The sequence below is a fragment of the Arthrobacter sp. MOO21 genome, from assembly GCF_057369995.2.
In genome coordinates, this window is sequence record NZ_CM170671.2 from 806,851 (window position 1) to 830,049 (window position 23,199).

General features: G+C 67.2%; 22 protein-coding genes and 1 riboswitch. Of the genes, 11 read left to right on the plus strand and 11 right to left on the minus strand.

Annotated elements, in window-relative coordinates:
* Positions 1-8: 8 nt before the first annotated feature.
* Positions 9-219, minus strand: a riboswitch (cyclic di-AMP (ydaO/yuaA leader).
* Between the two features lie 149 nt (positions 220-368).
* Entirely contained in the window at positions 369-1,064 is a 696-nt protein-coding gene (locus AC2JAJ_RS03650; protein WP_221387135.1) for an iron-dependent transcriptional repressor DtxR, read from the minus strand.
* A gap of 275 nt (positions 1,065-1,339) precedes the next feature.
* On the opposite strand from AC2JAJ_RS03650, the gene serC reads away from it, so the two are divergent.
* A complete protein-coding gene (gene serC / locus AC2JAJ_RS03655) occupies positions 1,340-2,470 on the plus strand; it encodes a phosphoserine transaminase (protein WP_486414230.1) in 1,131 nt (376 codons plus the stop codon).
* Between the two features lie 77 nt (positions 2,471-2,547).
* On the opposite strand, the gene AC2JAJ_RS03660 is transcribed toward serC, so the two are convergent.
* Together AC2JAJ_RS03660 and AC2JAJ_RS03665 are read right to left on the minus strand one after the other, a co-directional pair.
* Positions 2,548-3,114 carry a DUF3027 domain-containing protein gene (locus tag AC2JAJ_RS03660; protein WP_486414229.1) on the minus strand — a complete coding sequence of 189 codons (567 nt, stop codon included), beginning with the start codon at positions 3,112-3,114 and terminating at the stop codon, positions 2,548-2,550.
* 6 nt (positions 3,115-3,120) lie between these two features.
* Positions 3,121-3,504, minus strand: coding sequence for a cold-shock protein (locus AC2JAJ_RS03665; RefSeq protein ID WP_018762148.1), 384 nt, complete (start codon positions 3,502-3,504; stop codon positions 3,121-3,123).
* A 248-nt stretch (positions 3,505-3,752) separates the two neighbouring features.
* Here AC2JAJ_RS03665 and AC2JAJ_RS03670 point away from each other — a divergent pair, with 248 nt between their 5' ends.
* The 7 genes from AC2JAJ_RS03670 to AC2JAJ_RS03700 all read left to right on the plus strand — a co-directional run bounded on the left by AC2JAJ_RS03670 (position 3,753) and on the right by AC2JAJ_RS03700 (position 11,331).
* Entirely contained in the window at positions 3,753-3,986 is a 234-nt protein-coding gene (locus AC2JAJ_RS03670) for a hypothetical protein (RefSeq protein WP_221387138.1), read from the plus strand.
* A gap of 10 nt (positions 3,987-3,996) precedes the next feature.
* A complete protein-coding gene (locus AC2JAJ_RS03675; protein WP_501053364.1) occupies positions 3,997-6,468 on the plus strand; it encodes a helicase-associated domain-containing protein in 2,472 nt (823 codons plus the stop codon).
* A gap of 13 nt (positions 6,469-6,481) precedes the next feature.
* On the plus strand, positions 6,482-8,125 hold the full coding sequence (locus AC2JAJ_RS03680) for a DNA repair helicase XPB (RefSeq protein ID WP_486414227.1): 1,644 nt from the start codon (positions 6,482-6,484) through the stop codon (positions 8,123-8,125).
* A gap of 21 nt (positions 8,126-8,146) precedes the next feature.
* Positions 8,147-8,647, plus strand: a complete 501-nt coding sequence (locus AC2JAJ_RS03685) for a DUF427 domain-containing protein (RefSeq protein WP_486414226.1) — start codon at positions 8,147-8,149, stop codon at positions 8,645-8,647.
* Between the two features lie 62 nt (positions 8,648-8,709).
* Positions 8,710-9,423 carry a response regulator transcription factor gene (locus AC2JAJ_RS03690; protein ID WP_221387142.1) on the plus strand — a complete coding sequence of 238 codons (714 nt, stop codon included), beginning with the start codon at positions 8,710-8,712 and terminating at the stop codon, positions 9,421-9,423.
* A gap of 2 nt (positions 9,424-9,425) precedes the next feature.
* Positions 9,426-10,940, plus strand: a complete 1,515-nt coding sequence (locus tag AC2JAJ_RS03695) for a sensor histidine kinase (RefSeq protein ID WP_486414225.1) — start codon at positions 9,426-9,428, stop codon at positions 10,938-10,940.
* A 103-nt stretch (positions 10,941-11,043) separates the two neighbouring features.
* The gene (locus AC2JAJ_RS03700; RefSeq protein WP_221387144.1) at positions 11,044-11,331 is read left to right on the plus strand and encodes a WXG100 family type VII secretion target; all 288 of its coding nucleotides are present in this window, start codon (positions 11,044-11,046) and stop codon (positions 11,329-11,331) included.
* An 8-nt stretch (positions 11,332-11,339) separates the two neighbouring features.
* Here the strand turns inward: AC2JAJ_RS03700 and AC2JAJ_RS03705 are convergent, their stop codons facing one another.
* Complete coding sequence (locus AC2JAJ_RS03705) at positions 11,340-12,338, minus strand: RNase H family protein (RefSeq protein ID WP_486414224.1); 999 nt, start codon at positions 12,336-12,338, stop codon at positions 11,340-11,342.
* Between the two features lie 226 nt (positions 12,339-12,564).
* On the opposite strand from AC2JAJ_RS03705, the gene AC2JAJ_RS03710 reads away from it, so the two are divergent.
* Positions 12,565-13,875, plus strand: a complete 1,311-nt coding sequence (locus AC2JAJ_RS03710; RefSeq protein WP_221387146.1) for an ABC transporter substrate-binding protein — start codon at positions 12,565-12,567, stop codon at positions 13,873-13,875.
* Positions 13,876-13,975: 100 nt separating this feature from the next.
* Here the strand turns inward: AC2JAJ_RS03710 and groL are convergent, their stop codons facing one another.
* The 5 genes from groL to AC2JAJ_RS03735 all read right to left on the minus strand — a co-directional run bounded on the left by groL (position 13,976) and on the right by AC2JAJ_RS03735 (position 18,572).
* Positions 13,976-15,610, minus strand: coding sequence for a chaperonin GroEL (gene groL / locus AC2JAJ_RS03715; RefSeq protein ID WP_221387147.1), 1,635 nt, complete (start codon positions 15,608-15,610; stop codon positions 13,976-13,978).
* A 287-nt stretch (positions 15,611-15,897) separates the two neighbouring features.
* Positions 15,898-17,202, minus strand: coding sequence for an ABC transporter substrate-binding protein (locus AC2JAJ_RS03720; protein ID WP_486414223.1), 1,305 nt, complete (start codon positions 17,200-17,202; stop codon positions 15,898-15,900).
* A complete protein-coding gene (locus AC2JAJ_RS03725) occupies positions 17,199-17,405 on the minus strand; it encodes a cold-shock protein (protein WP_221387149.1) in 207 nt (68 codons plus the stop codon). The genes AC2JAJ_RS03720 and AC2JAJ_RS03725 overlap by 4 nt, the downstream gene beginning before the upstream one ends.
* 157 nt (positions 17,406-17,562) lie before the next feature.
* A complete protein-coding gene (locus AC2JAJ_RS03730; RefSeq protein WP_486414222.1) occupies positions 17,563-18,198 on the minus strand; it encodes a LytR C-terminal domain-containing protein in 636 nt (211 codons plus the stop codon).
* Between the two features lie 44 nt (positions 18,199-18,242).
* Positions 18,243-18,572, minus strand: coding sequence for a DUF3263 domain-containing protein (locus AC2JAJ_RS03735; RefSeq protein ID WP_486414221.1), 330 nt, complete (start codon positions 18,570-18,572; stop codon positions 18,243-18,245).
* A gap of 128 nt (positions 18,573-18,700) precedes the next feature.
* Here AC2JAJ_RS03735 and AC2JAJ_RS03740 point away from each other — a divergent pair, with 128 nt between their 5' ends.
* Positions 18,701-19,471 (plus strand): uracil-DNA glycosylase, encoded by a 771-nt coding sequence (locus AC2JAJ_RS03740; RefSeq protein ID WP_473693882.1) that lies wholly within the window; start codon positions 18,701-18,703, stop codon positions 19,469-19,471.
* A 14-nt stretch (positions 19,472-19,485) separates the two neighbouring features.
* A complete protein-coding gene (locus tag AC2JAJ_RS03745; RefSeq protein WP_486414220.1) occupies positions 19,486-20,325 on the plus strand; it encodes a siderophore-interacting protein in 840 nt (279 codons plus the stop codon).
* A gap of 21 nt (positions 20,326-20,346) precedes the next feature.
* Here the strand turns inward: AC2JAJ_RS03745 and AC2JAJ_RS03750 are convergent, their stop codons facing one another.
* Complete coding sequence (locus AC2JAJ_RS03750) at positions 20,347-21,834, minus strand: threonine/serine exporter family protein (protein WP_221387154.1); 1,488 nt, start codon at positions 21,832-21,834, stop codon at positions 20,347-20,349.
* Positions 21,835-21,868: 34 nt separating this feature from the next.
* Positions 21,869-23,185 carry a peptidoglycan bridge formation glycyltransferase FemA/FemB family protein gene (locus tag AC2JAJ_RS03755; protein WP_486414219.1) on the minus strand — a complete coding sequence of 439 codons (1,317 nt, stop codon included), beginning with the start codon at positions 23,183-23,185 and terminating at the stop codon, positions 21,869-21,871.
* Between the last annotated feature and the right edge of the window lie 14 nt (positions 23,186-23,199).

Below are 23,199 nucleotides of genomic sequence, written 5' to 3' on the forward strand. Positions count from 1 at the left end.
TCAAGTGGGGTTCCTCTCTGGGTAAGCCTGCGGAGTTAGCTGTCGGATTCGGGTCAGAGAGTTCAAAGACCCGGTCCGCCGTAAGCAAGCTTCCGCACAGAGGTATCCCCGGAGGATCCTTCACTGGAGAGGCTTGCTGCTGACGGACTTCACCCCAAGGCAGTCCCCCGCTGCCGGTTGTGGTTCCCCCGCCTCTGCCAGTTACGACTCGTGCTCCTGATCCGCTGGCAGAGCTCGGCTCCGGATCAGGTAACGCTTAAGTATCAACGCTCGGTTCAACTATAGGGCCTTAAGTCCCTAAGTAACAATTCCGTTATCTTTGCATGGGCGCAGCCCGGTGGGGTAAGCGCAGCCTTCCCGCAGCACCCCTACTGGAGGGCAACAAAGACGTGTGCTGCCACTTCCGGCGGCAGTTCCAGTGCACCGTCGATCCCCGGCACACGCACAGAGATGTAGTCGCCCACGCGCTCCAGGGCCACAACGGCGCCGGGCCGGATTCCGCCTTCGTCGAGCTGCGCCAGCAGTTCCGGTTCCACCTGGATGGGTTCTGCCAGCCGGCTGATGGTCACTCCGGAGGAGGGGCCGTAGCTCTTCATGGCCTCGAGCAGGCTGATGGCGCCGTCCGCAAAACCGGGAGCCGGCGGTCCGCCCAGTTCAGCAAGTCCGGGGATGGGATTCCCATAGGGCGATTCCGTGGGGTGGTCCAGCATTTCGTAGATGCGGCGCTCCACCCGCTCGCTCATCACGTGCTCCCACCGGCACGCTTCATCGTGGACGTAGGCCCAGTCCAGGCCGATGACGTCGGCCAGCAACCGCTCAGCCAGCCGGTGCTTGCGCATGACCTCGGTGGCGCGCTTGCGCCCCGTCTCGGTGAGTTCCAGGTGCCGGTCGCCGGACACCACCACGAGGCCGTCGCGTTCCATCCGGCCAATGGTCTGGGAGACGGTGGGCCCGGAGTGGCGCAGCCGCTCGGCAATGCGGGCCCGGAGGGCGACGATGTTTTCTTCCTCGAGTTCCAGGATGGTCCGGAGGTACATCTCCGTAGTGTCAATCAGATCCGTCATCCAGTTCAGCTCCTCGAGCACAGTACCTTGCGTTGTCCCACCGTATCGCCTCTTCCCGCGGCGTGGTCCGGAGGAAAGCTTAGCCTATTTTGACTTTGTCCGAATAGCCGTTCCGGTACGTCTCATTGGCTGGACTATGACAGCCCCGGCTCCCGCCCCTACGGCTGTTCAGGCAGAATGGGAAGGGCCTGTGCTGCCACCCGGTGGCCGGCTGCCACCACCTGTCCGGTCCGATATCCGGACTGAAGCTATGTCACCGCCGAATTGGAGCACCTGTGAGCGAAACCAGCATCACGATTCCCGCCGACCTCCTGCCCAAGGATGGGCGTTTCGGGGCCGGCCCGTCAAAGGTCCGGCAGGAACAGATCGATGCCCTGGCCGCAATATCCAAGACCATCCTCGGCACCTCGCACCGGCAGGCCCCGGTCAAGAACCTGGTCGGCTCCGTCCGCGAGGGCCTGAGCCAGTTCTTCCGCGCGCCCGAGGGGTATGAAGTAGTCCTCGGCGTCGGTGGGTCCACAGCGTTCTGGGATGTCGCAAGCTTTGGCCTGGTAGGGAAGAAGGCCCAGCACCTCTCCTTTGGCGAGTTCGGATCGAAGTTCGCCTCTGCCACGAACAAGGCGCCGTTCCTGGATGCGTCCTCCATCATCACGTCGGATCCCGGCACCCGGCCCGCTGCGCAGGCCGAAGCCGGGGTGGACGTCTACGCCTGGCCGCAGAACGAAACGTCCACCGGTGTTTCCGCCCCGGTCAAACGCGTTGCCGGTGCGGACGAAGGCTCGCTGGTGCTCGTCGACGCCACGTCGGCAGCCGGCGGCCTGGATGTGGACGTCAGCGAGAGTGACGTCTATTACTTCGCTCCGCAGAAGAACTTCGCGTCCGACGGCGGCCTCTGGCTGGGACTCTTCTCCCCCGCCGCCATTGAGCGTGCCGCGCGGATCAAGGAGAGTGGCCGCTGGATCCCGGATTTCCTGGACCTGCAGACCGCCATCGACAATTCCCGGCTGAACCAGACCTACAACACCCCGTCGCTGTCCACCCTGGTCACCTTGGACGCCCAGGTGCAGTGGCTGAACTCCAATGGCGGCCTGGACTTCGCTGCTGCCCGCACGGCCGACTCCGCGGGCCGGATCTACACCTGGGCAGAGGCCTCGGAGTTCGCGACGCCGTTCGTCTCCAACCCGGACGAGCGCTCCAACGTCATCGCCACCATCGACTTCGACGAGTCCGTGGACGCCGCCGCGGTGGCCAAGGTACTGCGCGCCAACGGCATCGTGGACACGGAGCCCTACCGCAAGCTGGGCCGCAACCAGCTGCGCATTGCCACCTTCGTTGCCATCGACCCCGACGACGTTTCAGCGCTGCTGTCCAGCATCGACTTCGTGGTGGGCGAACTGCGCAAGTAGTCCAGCATTGACGCACGACGGCGCCGCCCGGGTCCTCCCGGACGGCGCCGTTTTGTATCGCCCTGGGTCAGGGGCACCTAGGCTTCCGGCTGCGGGCCGTCGTCGCCCGTCAGCTCACCGCTACCGTCAACAGCCGGGGCATCTTCCGCAGCGGGGGCAGCCTCGCCCGCAGGTGGTGCTGCGGCTTCCCCTGCGCCGCGGACGTCTGATCCCTGTTCCTGCTCCGGTTCCTGCGCATCCTCGGGCCGGACACGTTCCGCCCACGGCACCCATTCCGGGGCCAGGATCGAATCCTCGGACGGCAGCAGCCCCAGCTCGCTCACCGTCACCGCCTTGGAGCGGGAGTTGCGGGTCAGCACCGCGTACCACTGCCAGCCCACGTATCCGGGCAGCCGCGACTCGAACAGGTGCGTCACCAGGCGGTCGCCTTCGCTTTTCGCGGCGAGGTGCGGACCAATCGTGGCCGGCGGCGTGATGCCTTCGATCGCGCTGCGGGCGGCGTCGACGGCGGCGGCCAGGAAGGCATCAGGCTTTCCGGTCCGCCAAACGGGCACGCCGGCCTTGCGCTTGGCCGGAGCCTTCGCCGGAGTCTTGGCAGCCTGCTCCTGCACGGGTGTGCCCGGCTGTTCAGCTTCGGGGTCCATGGGCGGCTAAACGTCCAGCTCGTCGGCAACCTTGCGAAGGGCGGCCGCGATTGCCTTGCCTTTGTTCCCGTCCGGGTACTTGCCCTTGGACAGGGTCCCGGACAGGTTGTCCAGGACGGTCACCAGGTCCTGGACCAGCGGTGCGAGGTCCTTGGCGCTGGGACGCTTGGCCTTGGCGATGGACGGCGTCTTGTCCAGGACCCGCAGCCCCAGGGCCTGGGCGCCCTTGCGGCCGTCGGCCACGCCGAACTCGACGCGGGTGCCGGCCTTGAGCTCCGTTACGCCCTCGGGCAGCGACGACTTGGGCAGGAATACCTCCTGGCCGTCCTCGCCCGCGAGGAACCCAAAGCCCTTGTCCTTGTCATACCACTTGACCTTGCCGGTAGGCACGTAATCAACCTTCTTCGTTCTGCTGTCATGAGGCACGGCCGGCTGCCACCGCGTCCGCCCTGTTGTGCGGGTTCAAGGTATGGCAACTTCAAACCGTGTTGGTCTGTATCTTTCAAGGTTACCTGCCGGGCGGGCCAATCACGCTTCCAGCCGCCCCGTTCAGCGTTATCGGCACAGTGTTGTCTGCACAGCTCAACGTCAACCCAGCAGTTCAGCCTTCGCTCGCCTTGCGCGGTACCGTTACGTCCATGACTCTCTCACGATACCGGCGGCCCCTGACCATCCTCGCCGCCGTTATTGCCGTGCTTTCCCTGGCAGCCGTGGGAGCGGTCATGGCTTATGCCTTCGCCGGGGCAGTGGCCCCCACCTGGGTCACCTACGGCGCGCTTTACGGCCTGCCCGCGGCCTTCGTCCTGATGCTCCTGTTGGTCCTGGACGGCGTTGCCGCCCGGCGCCGGGCGGGAAAGCCACAGCGGCGGTAACGTTGGACTGATGTCCCTTATACGCGCGCTTGGCAAGGACCTGGAGGCACGCAGCGACGATTCGTTGCGGGCGCTCTTCGACGCGCGGCCGGACCTGATCTCCCCCGCCGTCCCGGACTTCCCGGCACTGGCTGCCCGGGCCAGTTCCCGGGTCAGCGTGCAGCGGGCGCTGGAGCGGCTCAACCGGCCACAGATGCAGGTCCTGGAAACCCTTCACCTGTGCACGAACACGGACACCGGGCACAGCGCGTCAGCGGAAGGGCTGTGCAGGCTGATCAAGGGCTCGTCCCTGGCCACCATTGAACAGCTCCTCGGGTCCCTGCAGGAGCTGGCGCTGGTACACCCCGCCGCTCCCCCGAATGGCACGCCTTCGGCGGGAGAAGGCAGCTATTACCTGCCGGTTGGGTGCCTGAAGGACGTTGTGGGGATCTACCCTGCCGGCCTCGGCCGCAGCTACACGGAGCTGGTCCGCCTGCAGCCGGCGTTCGCCCAGCGGGCCGTGCAGATCGTCTCGGAGCTGCACGCGGGCGGCATGTCCATTCATGACGCCACCACGCCCATGGAGGCAGCCCTGGCTCTGCAGCACTGGACTTCCTCGCCGGAGGCCCTGCAGTCCATCCTCGCCAACGCCCCGGAACGGACGACGGCGTTGCTCGCCCGGTTCCGGAACTGGGCCATGGGTGCCGTCCCCCAGGCGCAACGCAAGGCGTCCGTCACCGCGGAGGGGTCCGACGTCGGGCCCATTGACTGGCTCCTTGCCCGCGGACTGCTCGTCCCGCTGGACGCCGCGCATGTTGAACTTCCGCACAGCGTTGGGCTTGCCCTGCGCGGCGGCGCCATCATTAACGATTTCACCCTCGCTCCCCCGGTCCCGGAGCTCGGCTGGACCACGGCGGCGCTGCGCAGGAACGCCGCCCTGAGCGCGATCTCCGAAACCCTCCGGCTCATAGCCGAACTGCTGCATGCCGTCCGGGAGCAGCCGCTGGCAACGTTGCGCAGCGGCGGGGTGGGAGTACGGGAGCTGCGCCGCCTGTCGGAGCTGCTCCGGATCGACCAGGGAATGGCCGGGCTGCTGCTGGAACTCGCGGGCCTCGCCGGGCTGATCCGGCTGGACGTCGATTCCTCATCCTGGGTCCAGCCTCCGGAGCTGGAGTGGCTCCACCTCCCTCGCCAGGAACAATGGCTGTGGCTGGTCAACGCCTGGCTTGCCAGCGAGCGCGTCCCGTCGCTGGTGGGGCAGCCGGTGAATGCCTCCCCCGGCGCCCAGGCCGCACGTTCCGCTTCCGGCAGCACCATTCCGGCCTTGTCAGCGGGCGCGCAACGTCCGGACGCCCCTGTGGTCCGCAAGCGCATCCTTGAGATCCTGCATGAGCTCACCACCGAGGCCTCCGCCGCCGACGGCGCAGCGCCGGTGCTCGACGCGGCAGCGGTCCTGCAGCGTGCCGAGTGGTCCCAGCCGCGCATGGCCAGGCGGTTCAGCTCCCTGATCCGCGGCGTCCTCGTCGAGGCCGGGATGCTGGGGCTTGTGGGCTCGGGGGCGCTGAGCCAGCTGGGCACCGCCCTCGCCGAGGACCGTCCGGACGACGCGCTGGCCATCCTTGGCGAGCACCTGCCGGCTGCCTTGAACCATGTGCTGCTGCAGGCGGACCTCACCGCCGTGGCGCCCGGCTACCTGGCGCCGGAACTGACCGGGAAGCTCCTGGTGATGGCGGACGCCGAAGGGCAGGGCCCGGCCACCATCTACCGGTTCTCCAGCGCATCGATCAAGCGGGCGCTTGACGCCGGCGACGATGCCGCAGCCCTGCTGGAGTTCCTGCGCGGGCACTCAGCCACGGCCGTGCCCCAGCCACTCGAATACCTCGTGGAGGACACCGCCTCCCGGCACGGCAGGCTGCGTGTGGGGCAGATGGCCAGCTTTATCCAGAGTGAGGACGAGGCGGCGCTGCAGGAGTTGCTGAGCGGCCCGAAGGCCGCAGAACTCGGCCTGGTCCGGCTTGCGCCCACGGTGTTGGCGTCGTCGGCGGCGCCGCGGGAAACAGCCGCTGCCCTGCGGAAGCTGGGACTCTCGCCGGCCGTGGACGGCGCGGAACCGGCCGTCCACGGCCGGCGGCCTTCCGCTCCCCAGGACACGCTCCGCCCGGTCTATACGGCGCCGCGGATGGCGCCCGGAGCTGAGGAGGTGGACGCCCAGCTGGACGTCCTGCGCAGGGCAGCCGACGCCGTCGGACACCACCCGGCAGCACCCGGTGGTGAGGCGGCCACCCAGCTGGGACTGGAGGCGCTGCAGCGCGCGATCCGGCTGAAACAGCGCATCAGCATGAACGTGGTGGACAGCCAGGGGAATGCCACCCTGGAAGTCGTTGTTCCGCTATCTGTCAGCGGTGGCCGGGTCCGCGTGTTCGACCCCGCCAGGGAGACCGAGCGCGTCCTGTCCGTCCACCGCATCATCGATATCGAGGCCGCAGAGGAACTGCGCCAGTAAAGGATTCCCCCGCGTGAACGACGGACCCCTGATCGTCCAAAGCGATAAAACCATCCTCCTCGAAGTGGACCATGAACTGGCCACGGAGGCGCGGCACGCCATCGCGCCGTTTGCCGAGCTGGAACGGGCGCCTGAACATGTGCACAGTTACCGGCTGACCCCGCTGGGCCTGTGGAACGCACGCGCCGCCGGCCTGGACGCCGAGAAGGTCCTGGACGCCCTGCTGAAGTACTCCCGCTTCCCCGTTCCGCACTCCCTGCTGATCGACGTCGAGGAGACCATGTCCCGCTATGGCCGGCTGCGCCTTGAAAAGGACCCGCGCCACGGCCTGGTCATGCGGACGGACGACTACCCCGTGCTGGAGGAAGTCATCCGCGCCAAGAAGATCGCCCCGCTGCTCGGGCCGCGGATCGACGGCGAGACCGTGGTGGTGCACGCGTCCCAACGGGGCCAGCTCAAGCAGTTGCTGCTCAAGCTCGGCTGGCCGGCGGAGGACCTGGCGGGCTATGTGGACGGCACCCCGCACCTGATTTCCCTCAACGAGGACGGCTGGGAACTGCGCCCATACCAGCGCCTGGCCAGCGAAAACTTCTGGGCGGGCGGCAGCGGAGTGGTGGTGCTGCCCTGCGGGGCCGGCAAGACCCTCGTGGGGGCCGCGGCCATGGCCACCGGTTCCACCACCACGCTGATCCTGGTCACCAACACCGTGGCCGCCCGGCAGTGGAAGGACGAACTGCTCCGGCGGACCTCCCTCACCGCGGACGAGGTGGGTGAGTACTCCGGTGCGCTCAAGGAGGTCCGCCCCGTCACCATCGCCACCTACCAGGTCCTCACCACCAGGCGCGGCGGCATCTACCCGCACCTGGAACTGGTGGACGGCCACGACTGGGGGCTGATCATCTACGACGAGGTCCACCTGCTTCCCGCTCCGATCTTCCGCATGACCGCGGACCTGCAGGCCCGCCGCCGGCTCGGCCTGACCGCCACCCTGGTCCGGGAGGACGGCCGGGAAGGCGAAGTGTTCAGCCTGATCGGGCCCAAGCGCTACGACGCCCCATGGAAGGACATCGAAGCCCAGGGCTACATCGCCCCGGCCGACTGCGTCGAAGTGCGCGTGGACCTCCCCAAGGACGAACGGGTGGCCTATGCCATGGCCGAGGATGCGGACAAATACCGGCTGTGCGCCTCCTCCGAGTCCAAGACACTGGTGGTCGAACAGCTCGTGGCCCAGCATGCCGGCGAACAGCTGCTGGTGATTGGCCAGTACATCGACCAGCTGGACGAGCTCGGCGAACGCCTGCAGGCGCCGGTGATCAAGGGCGAGACATCCGTCAAGGAGCGCCAAAAGCTCTTCGACGCCTTCCGGGCCGGCGACATCCAGACCCTGGTGGTGTCCAAGGTGGCAAACTTCTCCATCGACCTGCCCGAGGCATCGGTGGCCATCCAGGTGTCCGGATCCTTCGGGTCGCGGCAGGAGGAGGCGCAGCGGCTGGGCCGCTTGCTGCGCCCCAAGAAGGACGGCAGGGCGGCCCGCTTCTACTCGCTGGTGGCGCGCGACACGCTGGACCAGGACTTCGCGGCCAAGCGCCAGCGCTTCCTGGCCGAGCAGGGCTACGCCTACCGGATCATGGACGCCAAGGACGTGCCGGCGGCGTAGGGCTGCCGGCACGCGTACGCCATGAGGGCACGAATCATCCCCGTCACCCCAGGTCCCGGCCAGGAATCGGTGTGGGACTACCCCCGCCCACCCCGGGTGGAACCCTCCACCGAGCGGATCCGCATTGTCCTGGGCGGCGAAGTCATCGTGGACACCACCGACTCCGTGCGCGTGCTGGAGACCAGCCATCCCCCGGTGTACTACCTTCCCCTGGAGGCATTCAGCCCCGGTGCCCTGGAACCGGCACCGGGCAGCAGCTTCTGCGAGTACAAGGGCGCTGCACGGTACCTGACGGTCCGGGGCGGTGGCGTGGCTGCGGAGGGGGCCGCCTGGCGCTACCCCGAGCCGGCAGCCGGGTTCGAAGCCCTGGTGGACCGGGTGGCTGTCTACCCCGGCAGGATGGACTACTGCGAGGTGGACGGCGAACGGGTCCGGGCCCAGGCCGGGGGATTCTACGGCGGCTGGATCACCGACAGGATTACGGGGCCCTTCAAGGGTGAAGCGGGTACCACCGGCTGGTAACCCCCACCAAGCTCCCAACCGACATCCAGACAACTCCCAGTGTCTGGGAGCATGATGGGAACATGAAGAAGAACGGCCCCGAAGCAAAGCTCCTCGTCGTGGACGACGAACCCAATATCCGTGAGCTGCTCTCCACCTCCCTGCGGTTCGCCGGCTTTGAAGTCGTCTCCGCCGCCAACGGCCGCGACGCCCTGGCTGCCGCCGATACGCATACTCCGGACCTGGCCGTGCTGGACGTCATGCTTCCTGACATGGACGGCTTTACGGTCACGCGGCGGCTCCGGGCCGCCGGCAAGCACTTCCCCGTCCTCTTCCTGACTGCCAAGGACGACACCGAGGACAAGGTCACCGGCCTCACCGTTGGCGGCGACGACTACGTCACCAAGCCGTTCAGCCTCGATGAAGTGGTGGCGCGGATCCGCGCCGTGCTGCGGAGGACGCAGCCCCTGCTGGATGACGATGACGCCATCATCCGGGTGGATGACCTGGAGCTCGACGACGACGCCCACGAGGTGCGCCGCGGCGGCACCGTCATCGAGCTGTCCCCCACTGAGTTCAAGCTCCTGCGCTACCTCATGCTCAACCCCAACCGCGTCCTGTCCAAGTCCCAGATCCTGGACCACGTCTGGGAGTACAACTTCAACGGCGACGCTTCCATCGTGGAGTCCTACATTTCCTACCTGCGGCGGAAGGTGGACATCGATCCGGCCGCCCCTGCCCTGATCCAGACCAAGCGGGGCGTCGGCTACGTGCTCCGGACGGCAGAAAAGCGCTGACCTTGCTCAAGCGGTGGAAGGCGGCCTCGCTCCGGTCGCAGCTGGTGGCCATGATCATGGCGCTGCTGATTGTGGCCCTGACGGTCACCGGCGCCGGGACGCTGACGCTGCTGCACAGCTACCTGCAGGCCCAGGTGGATGACAAGCTCAATGCCGCGGTGGAATCGGCCAAGAAGCAGCGCTCATTCACGCAGCTGCAGGCACCCAACCCGACCGTACCCACCGACTATTCCCTGATCCTCTTCGCCCCCGGCGAGGAACCGTATCCGTTCGGCGGGGACCCGGACATCCATCCCGATATCAGCTCCATCAGCGTGGACCAGGCCCAGGCACGCGGCGCGGTCCCCTACCAGGTCCGCGGAACTGACGGCGAAAACTGGCGGGTGGTGGCGGTGACGGTCCAGAACGGCCAGAGTACCGCCGTCGTGGTCATCGGCTTGTCCCTGGAGAGCGTTGACGACGTCCTCCAGCATGCCACCCTGGTGGTCACCGGGGTGGGGCTGCTGACGCTGTTGCTGGCGTCGCTCATTGCGAGCTGGACCGTTTCCCGCGCCTTCCGACCGTTGGCCCGGGTGGAAAAGACTGCCGCCGCCATCGCCGCCGGGGACCTGTCACGCCGCGTGGAATTGGAGAATCCGGCGACCGAACTCGGCCGGCTCAGCAGCTCGCTGAATGCCATGCTGGCCCACATCGAGACGGCCTTCGCCGCCCGCACCGCTTCGGAATCGAGGATGCGGCGCTTCGCCGCCGACGCGTCCCACGAGCTGCGGACTCCCTTGGTGACCATCCGCGGATTCTCGGAACTCTACCGCCACGGCGCGCTGACCACGGACGAGGACGTGGCCACTGCCATGGGCCGGATCGAAAGCGAAGCCAAGCGCATGGGTTCGATGGTTGAGGACCTGCTCCTGCTCGCCCGGCTCGATGAACAGCGGCCGCTGCAGCAAAAACCGGTGGACCTCCAGCTGATTGCCCATGACGCGGTGGTGGACACCCAGGCCAGCGACCGTTCCCGGGTGATCTCGCTGACCGGACTCGACGGCGGACCGGCCGCGCCCGCCCCGGTGCTGGGTGACGAAGCCAAACTGCGCCAGGTGGTGGGCAACCTCGTCGGCAATGCCTTGCGCTACACCCCCGAAGGCAGCCCGATCGAGTTGGCGGTCGGCGTCCGGCAGGCTGACGATGCGGCGCGCTCCGTGATCGAGGTCCGGGACCACGGGCCCGGAATTTCGCAGGAGGACGCGTCCAAGGTCTTCGAACGTTTCTACCGGGCCGACACCTCCCGCACGCGCGAGACGGGCGGCAGCGGCCTCGGGCTCGCCATCGTCGCGGCGATCGTGGGATCCCACGGCGGATCGGTGCGGGTGGAGAAGACCGACGGCGGCGGCGCGACTTTGGTGGTAAGCCTTCCCCGGCGGGAGGAGGCACTGCCGGCGCCCGGCCGGGATTCCGCTGCTGCGGCGGCCGTGGACGACGGGCAGGACGCCGAAGGCGGCGGCAGGGTTTTCCACATATAGCAGCCCGCCATGGCACGCTGCCCTGCGGCTCCCTAGGCTCGTGGCAGCAGCCCGGAACCGCCGGGCCGGGAAGCGGCTCCGCCCGCGAATCGAAAGGCACGCCATGAGCATCATTTCCGTCGACACCGAACTGCTGCAGCTCAAGTCCGCCAATGTCCAGGCGACCGTGGACAGGATCAGCGCAGACGTGCAGGCCATGAAGTACGGCCTGGATGAGCTGCAGGGTTCCTGGCGGGGATCTGCCGCCACCAACTTCCAGGCGCTCATGACCGAGTGGACCATCACGCAGGGCCGGGTGGAGGCGTCCCTGGCATCGATCAACGCGGCCCTTGCCTCTGCGGCCGCCACGTATGCCCAGGCCGAGCAGGGCAACACGCAGCGCTTCAGCTGATAGCCGGACTAGGCCTCGGGGGTGCCCTGGTGGAACCGCAGGCGCCAGCGTCCGCCGTCCAGCACCCACAGGGAACTTCTCAGCGTGGTGCCGGACCGTGCGAAGCTGCGGTAGGTCAGCAGGACAGCGTCGGTGCCTATAGGGTCGGCGCCCAGGATCTCGATCTCCGTGCGTTCCCCCGGGTCCTCTTCGAGGGCCATCATCATCGCATCGCGGGTCCACATCCGCCCGGAGCTGCCGATTTCCATGAAATCCGGGTGCAGCAGGACGGCCGTCCGGCCGATGTCCCCGCGCACCAGCGGGCCCAGCAGCTCGCGTTCGAGTTCCTCCACGAGGGCCTCCGGCGGCACGGCGCTGCCCTGCCGGGTGGCTTCAGCGACCTCAAGTGCTTCATCGTTCAATTCGCTGAACAGGTCAAGCTCATCGAAGGCGGAGACCTGTGCCGGAACGGCACGTGGTGTGCTGCCGGTTGCCGGGGGCAGCCCGACGCCTGAGGGGGCGTGCTCCCCCGCGCCGGCTCCGGTGGCGGGAGCGTGGTGGGCGCCGGGGAACCCCGGACCGGACCGGGCCGCCACGCCCTGCTGGTATGCCGTGGCCGCGGCCCTGGCGCGCTCGTCTGCGGCCTCGTTCAGGTCGTGCCCGGCATGGCCCTTGACCCATTCGAACGTATAGGTCCGACCTGCCAGTGCCCGGTCGAGTTCCTTCAGGAGTTCCACGTTGAGGACGGGCTTTCCGTCGGCCTTGCGCCAGCCCTTGCGTTTCCAGCCCGGCATCCACTTGGTGATGGAGTTGATCACGTACTGGCTGTCGCAAAGGATCCGCAAGTCCTCACCGGGGAGGTGCGCGGTGGCGCGCAGGAGATCCAGGACCGCCATCAGCTCGCCCTGGTTGTTGGTCCCGTGCGGCCAGCCGCCGGCCCGCCAGCAGTCGTCATTCACATACCAGGCCCATCCGGCAGGCCCGGGATTGCCCAAGGCCGAGCCGTCAGCCGCTGCAGTAATCGTCACCGGTCCATCCTGCCAGACCGGGACGGCAATGGAAGGTTGCAGCGCCCCGGGCTCCGCCGGGAAGGACGAAATGGCACGCTGAGCCTTCGCGGGAAAACGTTTACCGAAATCTCTTGACGCCGCTGGGCGGTTCGCGAAACAATCGCTGAACAAGTCAGAAAACGCTTTCTCGTCGCGGAAGCTCACCACTCCCAGGACGAGGGCAACCCTCCCGGAAGGAACATCAATGACGATTCCAGTCGTAAGCCGGCGGAAATTCCAGCTGGGCGCGGCCGCCCTGGCCCTCTCCATCCTGGCCACGGGCTGCGGCGCGCCCGGCGGCTCGGGCGATAACGGCCAGGTCACCCTGCGGTTCGCATGGTGGGGCAACGAATACCTGAACGCGCAGACCGAAAAGGTCATCGCCGCGTTCGAGGCATCCCACCCCAACATCAAGATCAAGACGGAGCCGGGCGAGTGGTCCAGCTACTGGGACAAGCTGGCCACCAAGACTGCGGCCAACGATGCTCCGGACGTCATCCAGATGGACCAGAAGTACATCGCCGAATACGGCGGCCGCGGAGCCCTGATGGACCTCTCCAAGCAAAGCGGCATCGATACCGCCAAGCTGGACAAGGAAGCCCTGGCCTCAGGCCAGTACGACGGCGCCCAGTATGGCCTCAGCACCGGCCAGAACGCCTACGTGATCATGGCCAACACCAAGGTCTTCGAGGCAGCAGGCGTTCCACTGCCAAACGACAAGACCTGGACCTGGAAGGACTTCGTCGACACGGCGGCGAAGATCAGCGCCGCCGGCGACGGGAAGAACTACGGAGCCGCCTATGGCAGCAACGAGGCAGACCTCATCATCTGGCTGCGCCAGCACGGCGAGAACCTCTACTCCCAGGACGGCAAGCTCGACTTTGACACCGCAACGGCCGCGTCGTTCTGGGAACGGCTCAAGGAGCAGCGTGACTCCAAGGCCAGCCCGCCGGCGAATGTGGCCACGGAAGACTCGGGGGCGAGCCTCGAACAGAGCCTGTTCGGCACCAACCGCGTCGGCATGGCCTGGTGGTGGACCAACCAGCTCGGCTCGCTCCAGTCCACCACGGGAAGCAGCATCAAGATGCTGCGGGCTCCAAGCACCGAAGGCGCATCGGCCAGCAACGGAATGTACTACAAACCCACCATGTTCTGGTCCGCGTCCTCACGTTCCAAGCACCCTGCACAGGCCGCTGAGTTCATCAACTACCTCACCAACAGCCCGGAAGCGGGCAACATCCTGATGACGGACAGGGGCGTTCCCACGAATGCCGACATCGTCAGCAGCATCACCGCCTCGTTGAAGCCGGCCGACACCACCGTGGTTGGCTTCCTCAAGGACATTGCCCCTGACATCAAGGATGCGCCGCCGGTGCCGCCGGTTGGCGCCGGCAGCGTCCAGAACGTGATCAAGCGGTACACCGACGAGGTTCTGTACGACCGGCTGACGCCGCAGGCAGCCGCCGAAGCGTTCAAGAAGGAAGTCCAGGGAATGCTGGATTCGGCACGGAAGTAGCCTCCCGCCCTGGAACAAAATGCATCCTGGAACAAAAATGCGGCCCCCTCCACGAGGGGGCCGCATTTCATGTCAGCGGGACAGGTCCCGGCAGGAAGGCTTAGAAGCCGCCCATGCCGCCCATGCCGCCCATGTCGTCTCCACCGGCGGGGGCAGAAGCCTTCTCGGGCTTGTCTGCCACCACTGCTTCGGTGGTGAGGAACAGGCCGGCGATGGAGGCCGCGTTCTGCAGGGCAGAGCGGGTCACCTTGACGGGGTCGTTGACGCCGGCGGCCAGCAGGTCGGTGTATTCACCGGTGGCTGCGTTCAGGCCGTGGCCTGCGGGCAGGCCGCGGACCTTGTCGACGACTACGCCCGGCTCCATGCCTGCGTTGAAGGCAATCTGCTTCAGCGGAGCGTCGATGGCAACGCGGACAATGTTCGCGCCGGTTGCTTCGTCACCGGACAGCTGCAGGTTGGCGAACGCCTTGGCGCCGGCCTGGATCAGTGCCACGCCGCCACCGGCGACGATGCCTTCTTCCACAGCAGCCTTGGCGTTGCGGACTGCGTCCTCGATGCGGTGCTTGCGCTCCTTGAGCTCAACCTCGGTGGCGGCACCGGCCTTGATGACTGCAACGCCGCCGGCCAGCTTGGCCAGGCGCTCCTGCAGCTTCTCGCGGTCGTAGTCGGAGTCCGAGTTCTCGATCTCGGCGCGGATCTGGGACACGCGGCCGGCGATCTGGTCGGCGTCGCCTGCACCCTCGACGATGGTGGTCTCGTCCTTGGTGACAACCACCTTGCGTGCCTGGCCCAGGAGTTCCAGGCCGGCGTTCTCCAGCTTGAGGCCAACCTCTTCGGAGATGACCTGGCCGCCGGTGAGCACGGCGATGTCGGCCAGCTGGGCCTTGCGGCGGTCACCGAAGCCCGGAGCCTTGACGGCGACGGACTTGAAGGTGCCGCGGATCTTGTTGACGATCAGGGTGGCCAGGGCCTCGCCCTCGATGTCCTCGGCGATGATCAGCAGCGGCTTGTTGGACTGCATGACCTTTTCCAGGACAGCAACCAGTTCCTTGACGTTGGAGATCTTGGAGTTGACGATCAGGATGTACGGGTCCTCAAGGACCGTTTCCTGGCGCTCTGCGTCCGTGACGAAGTAAGCGGAGATGTAGCCCTTGTCAAAGCGCATGCCTTCGGTGAGCTCGAGCTCCAGGCCGAAGGTGTTGGACTCCTCGACCGTGATGACGCCTTCCTTGCCCACCTTGTCGAGGGCTTCGGCGATGAGGGCACCGATTTCGTCGTCACCGGCGGAGATGGATGCCGTTGCGGCGATCTCTTCCTTGGTTTCGATTTCCTTGGCGGAGTTCAGCAGTTCGGCGGTGACGGCCTCAACAGCCTTCTCGATGCCGCGCTTGAGGGACAGCGGGTCGGCGCCGGCGGCAACGTTGCGCAGGCCTTCCTTGACCAGGGCCTGGGCCAGCACGGTTGCCGTGGTGGTGCCGTCGCCTGCGACGTCGTCGGTCTTCTTGGCAACTTCCTTGACCAGCTCAGCGCCGATCTTCTCGTAAGGATCGTCCAGCTCGATCTCCTTGGCGATGGACACACCATCGTTGGTGATCGTGGGGGCGCCCCACTTCTTTTCGAGGACGACATTGCGTCCACGCGGGCCGAGGGTGACCTTAACGGCGTCGGCGAGGGTGTTCAGGCCACGCTCAAGGCCGCGGCGTGCCTCTTCATCAAATGCAATGATCTTGGCCATAACGGCAGTAGTCCTTTCGGGACAGTCGTTAAGAATGAACCTTCGCTGCAGTGCCCGCGACGGACGATCCTTTGACGGCGGCCTCTGTATGCCTCCGGGCAGGGATCTCACTGAAGTGAGGTGTTTCCTTCGCTCCTTGACCGGTGCCCGCTCCGCCGGCCGGAACCAGGCTTTGCTTAGCAGTCGGTGCGTCAGAGTGCTAAGTCAATAATTAGCACTCCCCAGGTGAGAGTGCAAGCGATAAGGCGCCGCTGCGGCCTCTGGACGGGACACTTCGCTATCGGCGATCAGCCCGTATGTCCTGCCGTCTCGTGGCCGGTGGGGGCGGGGTTGTTGTCCGCGCCGTAGGTGAACACGGTGAAGGTGGCCGTGGTGATGTCCCCGTGGGCGTCGAAGGCAACCGGGCCGGATTCGCCGTCGTAATTTACCGGCCCGCCGCCGGCAAGGCCGGAGAGACACTCTTTGTAGGTGCGGCACGGGGCGGATGGCTGCGCCGCGCCTGCCGCCGCAGGCCCGGCCGGGGTGGCGGCTGCACCTGCAGCACTGCCGCCCGAGACCGCGACCAGGTTGGCGGCGATGGACCGCCCGGCGTCATCCTGGGCGCGGGCCGCGGCCAGGGCCGCGAGGGTTACGGCGTCATACGTTTCCGCGGCGTAGGACACGTCCTTCAGGGCACTGTCGACGCCGAGCAGCCTCCCTTGGAAAGCGGCAGTGGGAAGCTGGCCCGGGACCACGGCCCGCGCCCCGTCGAGTGCGCGGGAGCCGAGCCGGGACCCGTAACGCCCGAAGGCGCCGTCGCTGAGGAGGATCCTGGACCCGCTCAGGCCGGCGTTGTTCAGTTCCGCCAGGGCACCCTGCGCCCCCTCCCGCGCCACCAGGACGACGGCGTCGGGCTTGGCCTTGCCCGCGGCAGTTGCGGCAGGTGCGGCGTTGCCTGGCTTAAAGACGCCGCCCGGCAGGACTGTGAGCCCGGCTTGCCGGGCCGCTTCGGTCACGGCGGCCGCGACGTCCTTTCCGTAGGCACCGTCCTGGGACACCACGCTGATGGAGGCGGCGCCGGCGTCCTTGGCCAGTTTGGCCAGCACCGGTCCCTGGGCGACGTCGGCCGCCACGGTGCGGAAGTAGAACCCTCCGCTGTCGATTCCCGTCAGGGCGGCGGCAGTGTTGGCGGGCGAGATCAGCGGCGTTCGGGCCCGGGAAAGGACCTCGACGGCGGCGGCGGCATGGCTGGAGTCGGTGGGTCCGATGACCACATCCGCCTTGGCCGCCACCAGGGCGTGGGCCTGCCCGGAGGTGTCCTGGTCCTGGTGGACGGGCAGCAGTTCCACCGGCCGGCCTTTGTGGCCGCCTGCCGCATTGATTTCCTGGACGGCCAGTTTGGCGGCGGCAAGCTGGGGCGCGTTGAGGAAGGCGTTGCCCCCGGTGTTGTCCAGGATCAGGCCCACGCGGAGGACTCCGTCGCCGGAGGCCTCCACCGGTTCCACCCGGGCATTGCCGGTGGTGCCGGCGCAGCCTGTGACTGCGAGCAGAGCGGCCAGCGACAGGGTGGCGGCCGCCCGGGAAAAGGCAGCGGAGCGGATGGCCTGCTTCACTCTGCCGGCCGGACGTTTTCCGCCTGCGGGCCCTTTTCGCCTTCGCCCACTTCCAGTTCCACGCGCTGGCCCTCGTCGAGTGCCCGGTAGCCCTCGCCCAGGATGGCTGACCAATGGACAAAAATGTCATCCCCCGAGCCGTCAACGGTGATGAAGCCGTAGCCCTTTTCGGCGTTGAACCATTTGACGGTTCCCAGTGCCATAGTGAACAACTCTTTCCGTTGGGACCGGGCGGGTCCGTGCTGTTGGGTGCAGTCCGGCCGGGCCGGTTGAAAGCCACTCTAGCCAATACCGGTGGCCGCCACGGGCCGGCAGCGTCATCGGTCCGCGAACGTTATCCAGGCGTGACTGGAGCTGCGGCTACCGGTATCCGGGGCCGAGCACCACCACCAGGGGTGACTGGAATTCCGAGCTGTTCACCACCGTGGAAACGTTCAGCAATGCGGCCAGCTCCTGTGCGCTTGCCAGTTGCTCTTCGCCGGCGTAGAACACCACGGAGGTCTTCTGCGGGGCACCCGCCCAGTTGCCTACCGGCCCCAGCTTCCAGCCGTCGGCCTGGACCGTTCCGCCCACCCGGCTCGCCAGGCCGCCAACGCCCGTGGCGTTGTAGACCGCGACTGCCTGCGCCTTGTTGACGACGGCCTGCCGGGTGGCCGAAGCTGTGGGCTCCGGCCCGCTGGCGGCGGAGGACTCCGGGGACACCGACGGCGCGGCCGTGGCAGGGGGCGCGGAGCCGATGGCCTGGGCCGAAGGGGTTGCTCCGGTCACCGCGAGGGGGCTGGCTTCCATGCTTGCCGATGCCTGGCTCCCGATTCCGCCGAAGCCAAGCTTCGGGAGGATGAGGAAGGACACCAGCCCGATGGCCAGCGCGGCCACGCCAACCGCCAGGATGGGCCACAGCCGTACCCGTGCCGGGGCTGACGCCGTCCGGTGGACACCTTGTCGAGACCCGGTTTCCGGAACCTTGTCGAATTCATCGCGGGCGTATTTGGTCATGGATGCATCCTTGGGAATTGCTGCGGGAGGCCTTGGCGGGGGTCCTAGGCGTCGGACCCCAGGCGCCGCGCGGTACGTGCACGGTGGCGCGACGTACGTAGTCTACGCAATCTCTTGACCAGCATGGGATCGTGGGCCAGCGCATCCTCGCGGTCAATCAGGGCGTTGAGCAGCTGGTAATAGTGGGTTGCGGAGAGGTCGAACAGCTCGCGGATGGCCTGTTCCTTGGCTCCGGCGTACTTCCACCACTGCCGTTCCAGAGCCAGCATCTGCTGCTCACGCTCGCTGAGGGAAGACTCACGGAGGGAAAAGCCTGCCAGGAGGGACTTCCGCGGTTCCTGCTCCGGCAGGTGTTCCCGGGCCGGTTCCGCCACGGCACACTCCTTCGCTGGTTACGGTCAATGTCTCACCCCTATGCTACGGGCGAATAACAGCCATGTCATTTGGGGGCCAAAACCCGGCATCGCTCCAGCACTGCCACGGCTCCTGCCAGAATGGAACGATGTTTGAATCCGATGCGCTGTTCGAACTGCGGCAGGACCCCACCGATGCCCTGGGCTTCGCGGACCTGGCTCAGCTGCCGCTGGTTGAGCTCATGGCCCCTGACTGGGCCGCTGCGCTGGCGGGCGTTGAGGGAAAGCTGCGCGCGGTCCTGGACTTCCTTGCCGCCGAAGAGGCCGCGGGGCACGCACTGCTGCCGCCGCCGTCGAACGTCCTGCGCGCCTTCCGCCAGCCGCTCAACGGCGTGAAGGTCCTCATCGTGGGGCAGGACCCCTACCCCACGCCCGGCCATGCAGTGGGGCTGTCCTTCTCCGTGGACCCGCGCACGCGGCCCCTTCCCCGCAGCCTGGTCAACATCTACCGGGAACTCGAATCGGATCTCGGCTTCCCGCCGCGCGTCCACGGGGACCTTTCGGCGTGGGCCGACCAAGGGGTGCTGCTTCTGAACCGCGTGCTCACCGTGCGGGCGGGGGCGGCGGGCTCGCACCGCGGCAAAGGCTGGGAGGAGATCACGACGGCGGCCGTCACCGCCGTCGCCAACCGGCGGGCGGCGGACGGCTCCAGGGTGCCGCTGGTGGCCGTCCTGTGGGGGAAGGAGGCGGAGGGCGTCCGGCAATACCTGGCCGGCACCCCGGTGGTGGCGAGCGCCCATCCGAGCCCGTTGTCCGCCTCCCGCGGATTCTTCGGCTCCAAGCCCTTCAGCCGCGTGAACCAGCTGCTCCGGGAGCAGGGTGCGCTGGACGTAACCTGGGAGCTCCCGGCGGTGGCCTAGCTTAGGCTGGCCTTATGAGCATTGTTCCCGCCGCCACCAGCGCCACCAAGAAGAACCGGCCCCAGGTCAACCTGGCGGTACTGCGCACGGAGCAGCTCTCGCCCCATATGGTCCGTATCGTGGCCGGCGGGGACGGCTTCGCCGACTTCGTCAACAACGGCTTCGTGGACCGGTACGTGAAGATCGTCTTTCCGCAGCCCGGCGTCGAGTACCCCTCTCCGCTGGATCTTTGGGCCATCCGGGAGACAATGCCGCGTGAGCAGTGGCCGTTCACCCGCACCTACACCCTGCGGTGGGTGGATCCCGAGGCCAGGGAGCTGGCCATCGACTTCGTGGTCCATGGAGACGATGGCCTGGCGGGGCCGTGGGCGGCAAGGGCGCAGCCGGGTGACGCGCTGACGTTCACCGGCCCCGGCGGCGCCTACAACCCCAATCCTGAGGCGGACTGGTATCTGTTCGCAGGGGACGAGGCCGCTTTGCCGGCCATCGCAGCGTGCATTGAATCGTTGCCCCCCGAGGCCAAGGGGCTGGCCTTCCTGGAGGTCGCATCCGACGCGGACATCCAGCCGATTTCCGCCCCCGCCGGCGTGGCCGTCACCTGGCTTGCCCGCAATGGAACCCCTGCCGGCGCCAGCGACGTCCTGGTCAACGCCGTGGCCGACGCCGTGTGGCCGGAGGGCACGGTGGACGTCTTTGCGCACGGTGAACGCGGCTACATGAAGGCGCTGCGGGAGGTCTTCTTCAAACAGCGCGGCCTGGACCGGCGGCAGGTGTCGCTCTCCGGATACTGGGCACAGGGCCGCGTGGAGGACGTCTTCCAGGCGGAGAAGAAACTGCCGGTAGGCCAGATCTAGCGGCCGCTGCCCCTGTGCTGCCTAGCGGCGCCGGGCGCGGCGCCGCTCATTGCTGGCCAGGCTCCGTGTCAATGGGCGGGCCAGGACGTCGCCCAGGACGATGCCGCCGGCCGTGCCCAGCACAATGGCGCCGGCGCTGAGCATACCCCCGGCACCGGCCAGGATCTCAGCCTCCTCAACGGTCAGTACGTACATGGAACGGAAGATCGTGAGGCCCGGCAGGAGGATCAAAGCCGCCGGGACGGCCACCACCAGCTGCGGGGCACCCATCCGCAGGGCCACCACCCGCGCCAGCAGGCCGATGACAACGGCGGCCAGGGCGGGTGAGAAGCGGTCCCCGATCCCCAGCAGTCCGGCGCCGAGCAGCACCAGGTATCCCGCGACGCCTACGGCTGCCGTGGGCAGCAGGAGCTTCCATGTGGTTTGTTCGGTAATGCCGATGGCCATCACGGCCGCGGCAACGAAGAGGATGAGGACCCACAGGTCGTAGGCGGGCGGGAAGGTCTGCGTGACGTCGATGCGCTGCAGGCCGGTCAACTCCCCCACCACGAAGGCCACCGCGATGCCTGCCACAATGGCGCCGAAGGTCAGCAGGGTCGACAGGAACCGGCCGGCCGCCGTCACCGGGAAGCCGTTAATGGCGTCCTGCACCGAGGAAACCAGCCTCCCCGTGGGCAGGAGCAGCAGGATGCCACCCACCACCACGATGGAGGGGGAGTTGGTGAGGCCGAACTGCCACAGCAGCAGGGCGAGCATGGTGACCACGAACGAACAGCTGGCCGTGATGAAGAAGTCGGGCACCCGCCAGCGCCCCAGTCGGCGGGCGAGCAGGCTGACAGCAATGTTGGCCACGAAGGCTATGGCGGAGGAGACCGGTCCCCCACCCAGGACGCCGACGAACACGGCGGCGAAGATGCCGAAGGCCACCGTGACCATCCAGCGCGGGAACGGTTTGGGGCTGGTGATGGCCTCGTTGAGCCGGCGGATGGCCTCCTCACGGCCCACTCCCCCGGCCACGATGTCCGTGACAAGCTGGTGCACCTTGGCCAGGCCCGCGTAGTTGTTCGTCCAGGAGCGCACCACGCGCAGCAGGGCGATGGGTGTCTGGTCCTTGGGCGCATAGTTGATGCCGACGGACTGGTTGGTGATGTCCACTTCGATGTTCTTCAGCCCCAGGGCCGCGGTGACGGCAATAATGCTGGTCTCCACCTCCAGGGCGCCCGCACCGTAGCGGAACATGGTTTCGGCCAGGTGCAGGGCGAAGTCAAGGGTCTTCCGGGCGGACGTGTCCACCCCGCCCACCTGGATGGTGGGGTTCGCATAGGGGCTGCCGGCCAGCCTGTCCACGATGCTCAACGGTGCTGTGGGCGGGTTTTCACCCTGCACCAGGCGGCGCAGCATCCTCTTGGCCGCAGCATCCTGGCGAAGTTGCGCGGGGGTCAGCGGCTCGGTTTTGGGCAGGCCGTCAGTCTTCGGCCGGCGGCCGGGGCGTTCTGGCCGGTCAGTCAAGGTCGCCTCCTCCCAGTGCGCGATCTACGTTCGGTCAGGCTTTCCGCTTCAGTGGCAGCTTGCCCAGGATGGTGCGGGCTGCCGCTGCGGCGTTCCTGGCGATCCGGTTGGCGTGGAAGGCGGCAGGCCGGACGGGCAGCACGAAGTCGCCCACCAGCTGGACCACTTCCCCGCCGAAGCCCTTCTTGAATTCGTACCCGCCGTGGCCCTCCTCATCCTGTCCGGAGATGCCGAACGTGCCGTAGAAGTTATACCGCGGGTACCCCTTCTCCAGCGCGTGCAGCATCATCCCCCAGTAGAGGGAGGTGGCGCCGTTGAAGTAGATGTAGTCCTGGACGGTGCCGCCGATGACGCACACCACCTCGTCGCCGTAGCAGACGAAGTGGATGGCTGCGACGGTGGCCGTGCCTACTGAGTCGGGGAACCGTTCGATGTCCTTCAGGCTGCGCTCGTAGCTGTCTACGAGGTCCTGGACCACCTTAAGCCGGTTGGCTTTCTTCTTGCTGCCGGTTTCCTCCACCTCACGGCGGAGGTCGGCGGCGGTGGCCGACTCCGCGGCCAGGCGTTCGGTGATGGATTTGCGGTAGGCCGGGATGTCGATCTTGGCCATCATGAGCTTGGTGAACTCGGGCGAGGTGGTGCGGAGCAGGTGCTCGTAGTAGGCGCGTTCGCGGTAGACGAACCCCTTTTCGTCACCGGCCCGGCTCAGTGCCCCGTAGAAGTCGTCCAGGGTTTCCAGGGTGGCCTGTTCCAGGAAGACGCCGTTCTTCTCCGCTTTGCGGATCGCTTTGCGGGTCCGGTAGCTGGTGCTCATGATCAGTTCCTCGGCATCCTGGATGCCTGTGAGGTCCTTGATGAACATCCAGTTCACGTTGACGAAGTTCATGTCCAGTCCCTGGTGCCGGAACCCGAGGCGTTCCAGTTCCGCCACCAGCGGCCGGTTGTCCTCGATTTCGGGGTGCTCGGCTCCCTCGGCATCACGGGCAATGTAGTGCAGATTCGGCGAGATGCGCAGCTCGGCAGCCTTGCGCCCGGCAGCGTGCTTGCGGAGAAGTTCGACGACGGCGCCCACCAGTTCGCGGTCCGTGTAGTCCATCAGGGGGCCCTTGGCGCATTCGCAGACGGTGTAGCCAAGCCGGGTGGTGGTGTAGTTCAGCTTTCCGGCAGCCACAAGCTCGCCGTCGCGCCGGACTCCGAACAGATCCACCTGTTGCCCCCGTGCGCGCTGGAAGCGGGCGAAGTCGATGGACTGCAGGAAGCTGTTCTGCGGGTGCTTCAGGACGAAGGCCTCGAAGTCAGCGTCGCTGAGGATGGCGTACTCGAGTTCGGTAGCGGCGGAAACTGTATTCAAGGAATGACCTTCTT

Coding starts and splice junctions, on each gene's coding strand:
- AC2JAJ_RS03690 (WP_221387142.1), top strand. CDS start 8,710: ATGAAGAAGAACGGCCCCGAAGCAAAGCTCCTCGTCGTGGACGACGAA.
- AC2JAJ_RS03725 (WP_221387149.1), bottom strand. CDS start 17,405: ATGGCACTGGGAACCGTCAAATGGTTCAACGCCGAAAAGGGCTACGGC.
- AC2JAJ_RS03700 (WP_221387144.1), top strand. CDS start 11,044: ATGAGCATCATTTCCGTCGACACCGAACTGCTGCAGCTCAAGTCCGCC.
- AC2JAJ_RS03670 (WP_221387138.1), top strand. CDS start 3,753: ATGACTCTCTCACGATACCGGCGGCCCCTGACCATCCTCGCCGCCGTT.
- AC2JAJ_RS03745 (WP_486414220.1), top strand. CDS start 19,486: ATGAGCATTGTTCCCGCCGCCACCAGCGCCACCAAGAAGAACCGGCCC.
- AC2JAJ_RS03650 (WP_221387135.1), bottom strand. CDS start 1,064: ATGACGGATCTGATTGACACTACGGAGATGTACCTCCGGACCATCCTG.
- AC2JAJ_RS03685 (WP_486414226.1), top strand. CDS start 8,147: ATGAGGGCACGAATCATCCCCGTCACCCCAGGTCCCGGCCAGGAATCG.
- AC2JAJ_RS03730 (WP_486414222.1), bottom strand. CDS start 18,198: ATGACCAAATACGCCCGCGATGAATTCGACAAGGTTCCGGAAACCGGG.
- AC2JAJ_RS03675 (WP_501053364.1), top strand. CDS start 3,997: ATGTCCCTTATACGCGCGCTTGGCAAGGACCTGGAGGCACGCAGCGAC.
- groL (WP_221387147.1), bottom strand. CDS start 15,610: ATGGCCAAGATCATTGCATTTGATGAAGAGGCACGCCGCGGCCTTGAG.
- AC2JAJ_RS03660 (WP_486414229.1), bottom strand. CDS start 3,114: ATGGACCCCGAAGCTGAACAGCCGGGCACACCCGTGCAGGAGCAGGCT.
- AC2JAJ_RS03740 (WP_473693882.1), top strand. CDS start 18,701: ATGTTTGAATCCGATGCGCTGTTCGAACTGCGGCAGGACCCCACCGAT.
- AC2JAJ_RS03710 (WP_221387146.1), top strand. CDS start 12,565: ATGACGATTCCAGTCGTAAGCCGGCGGAAATTCCAGCTGGGCGCGGCC.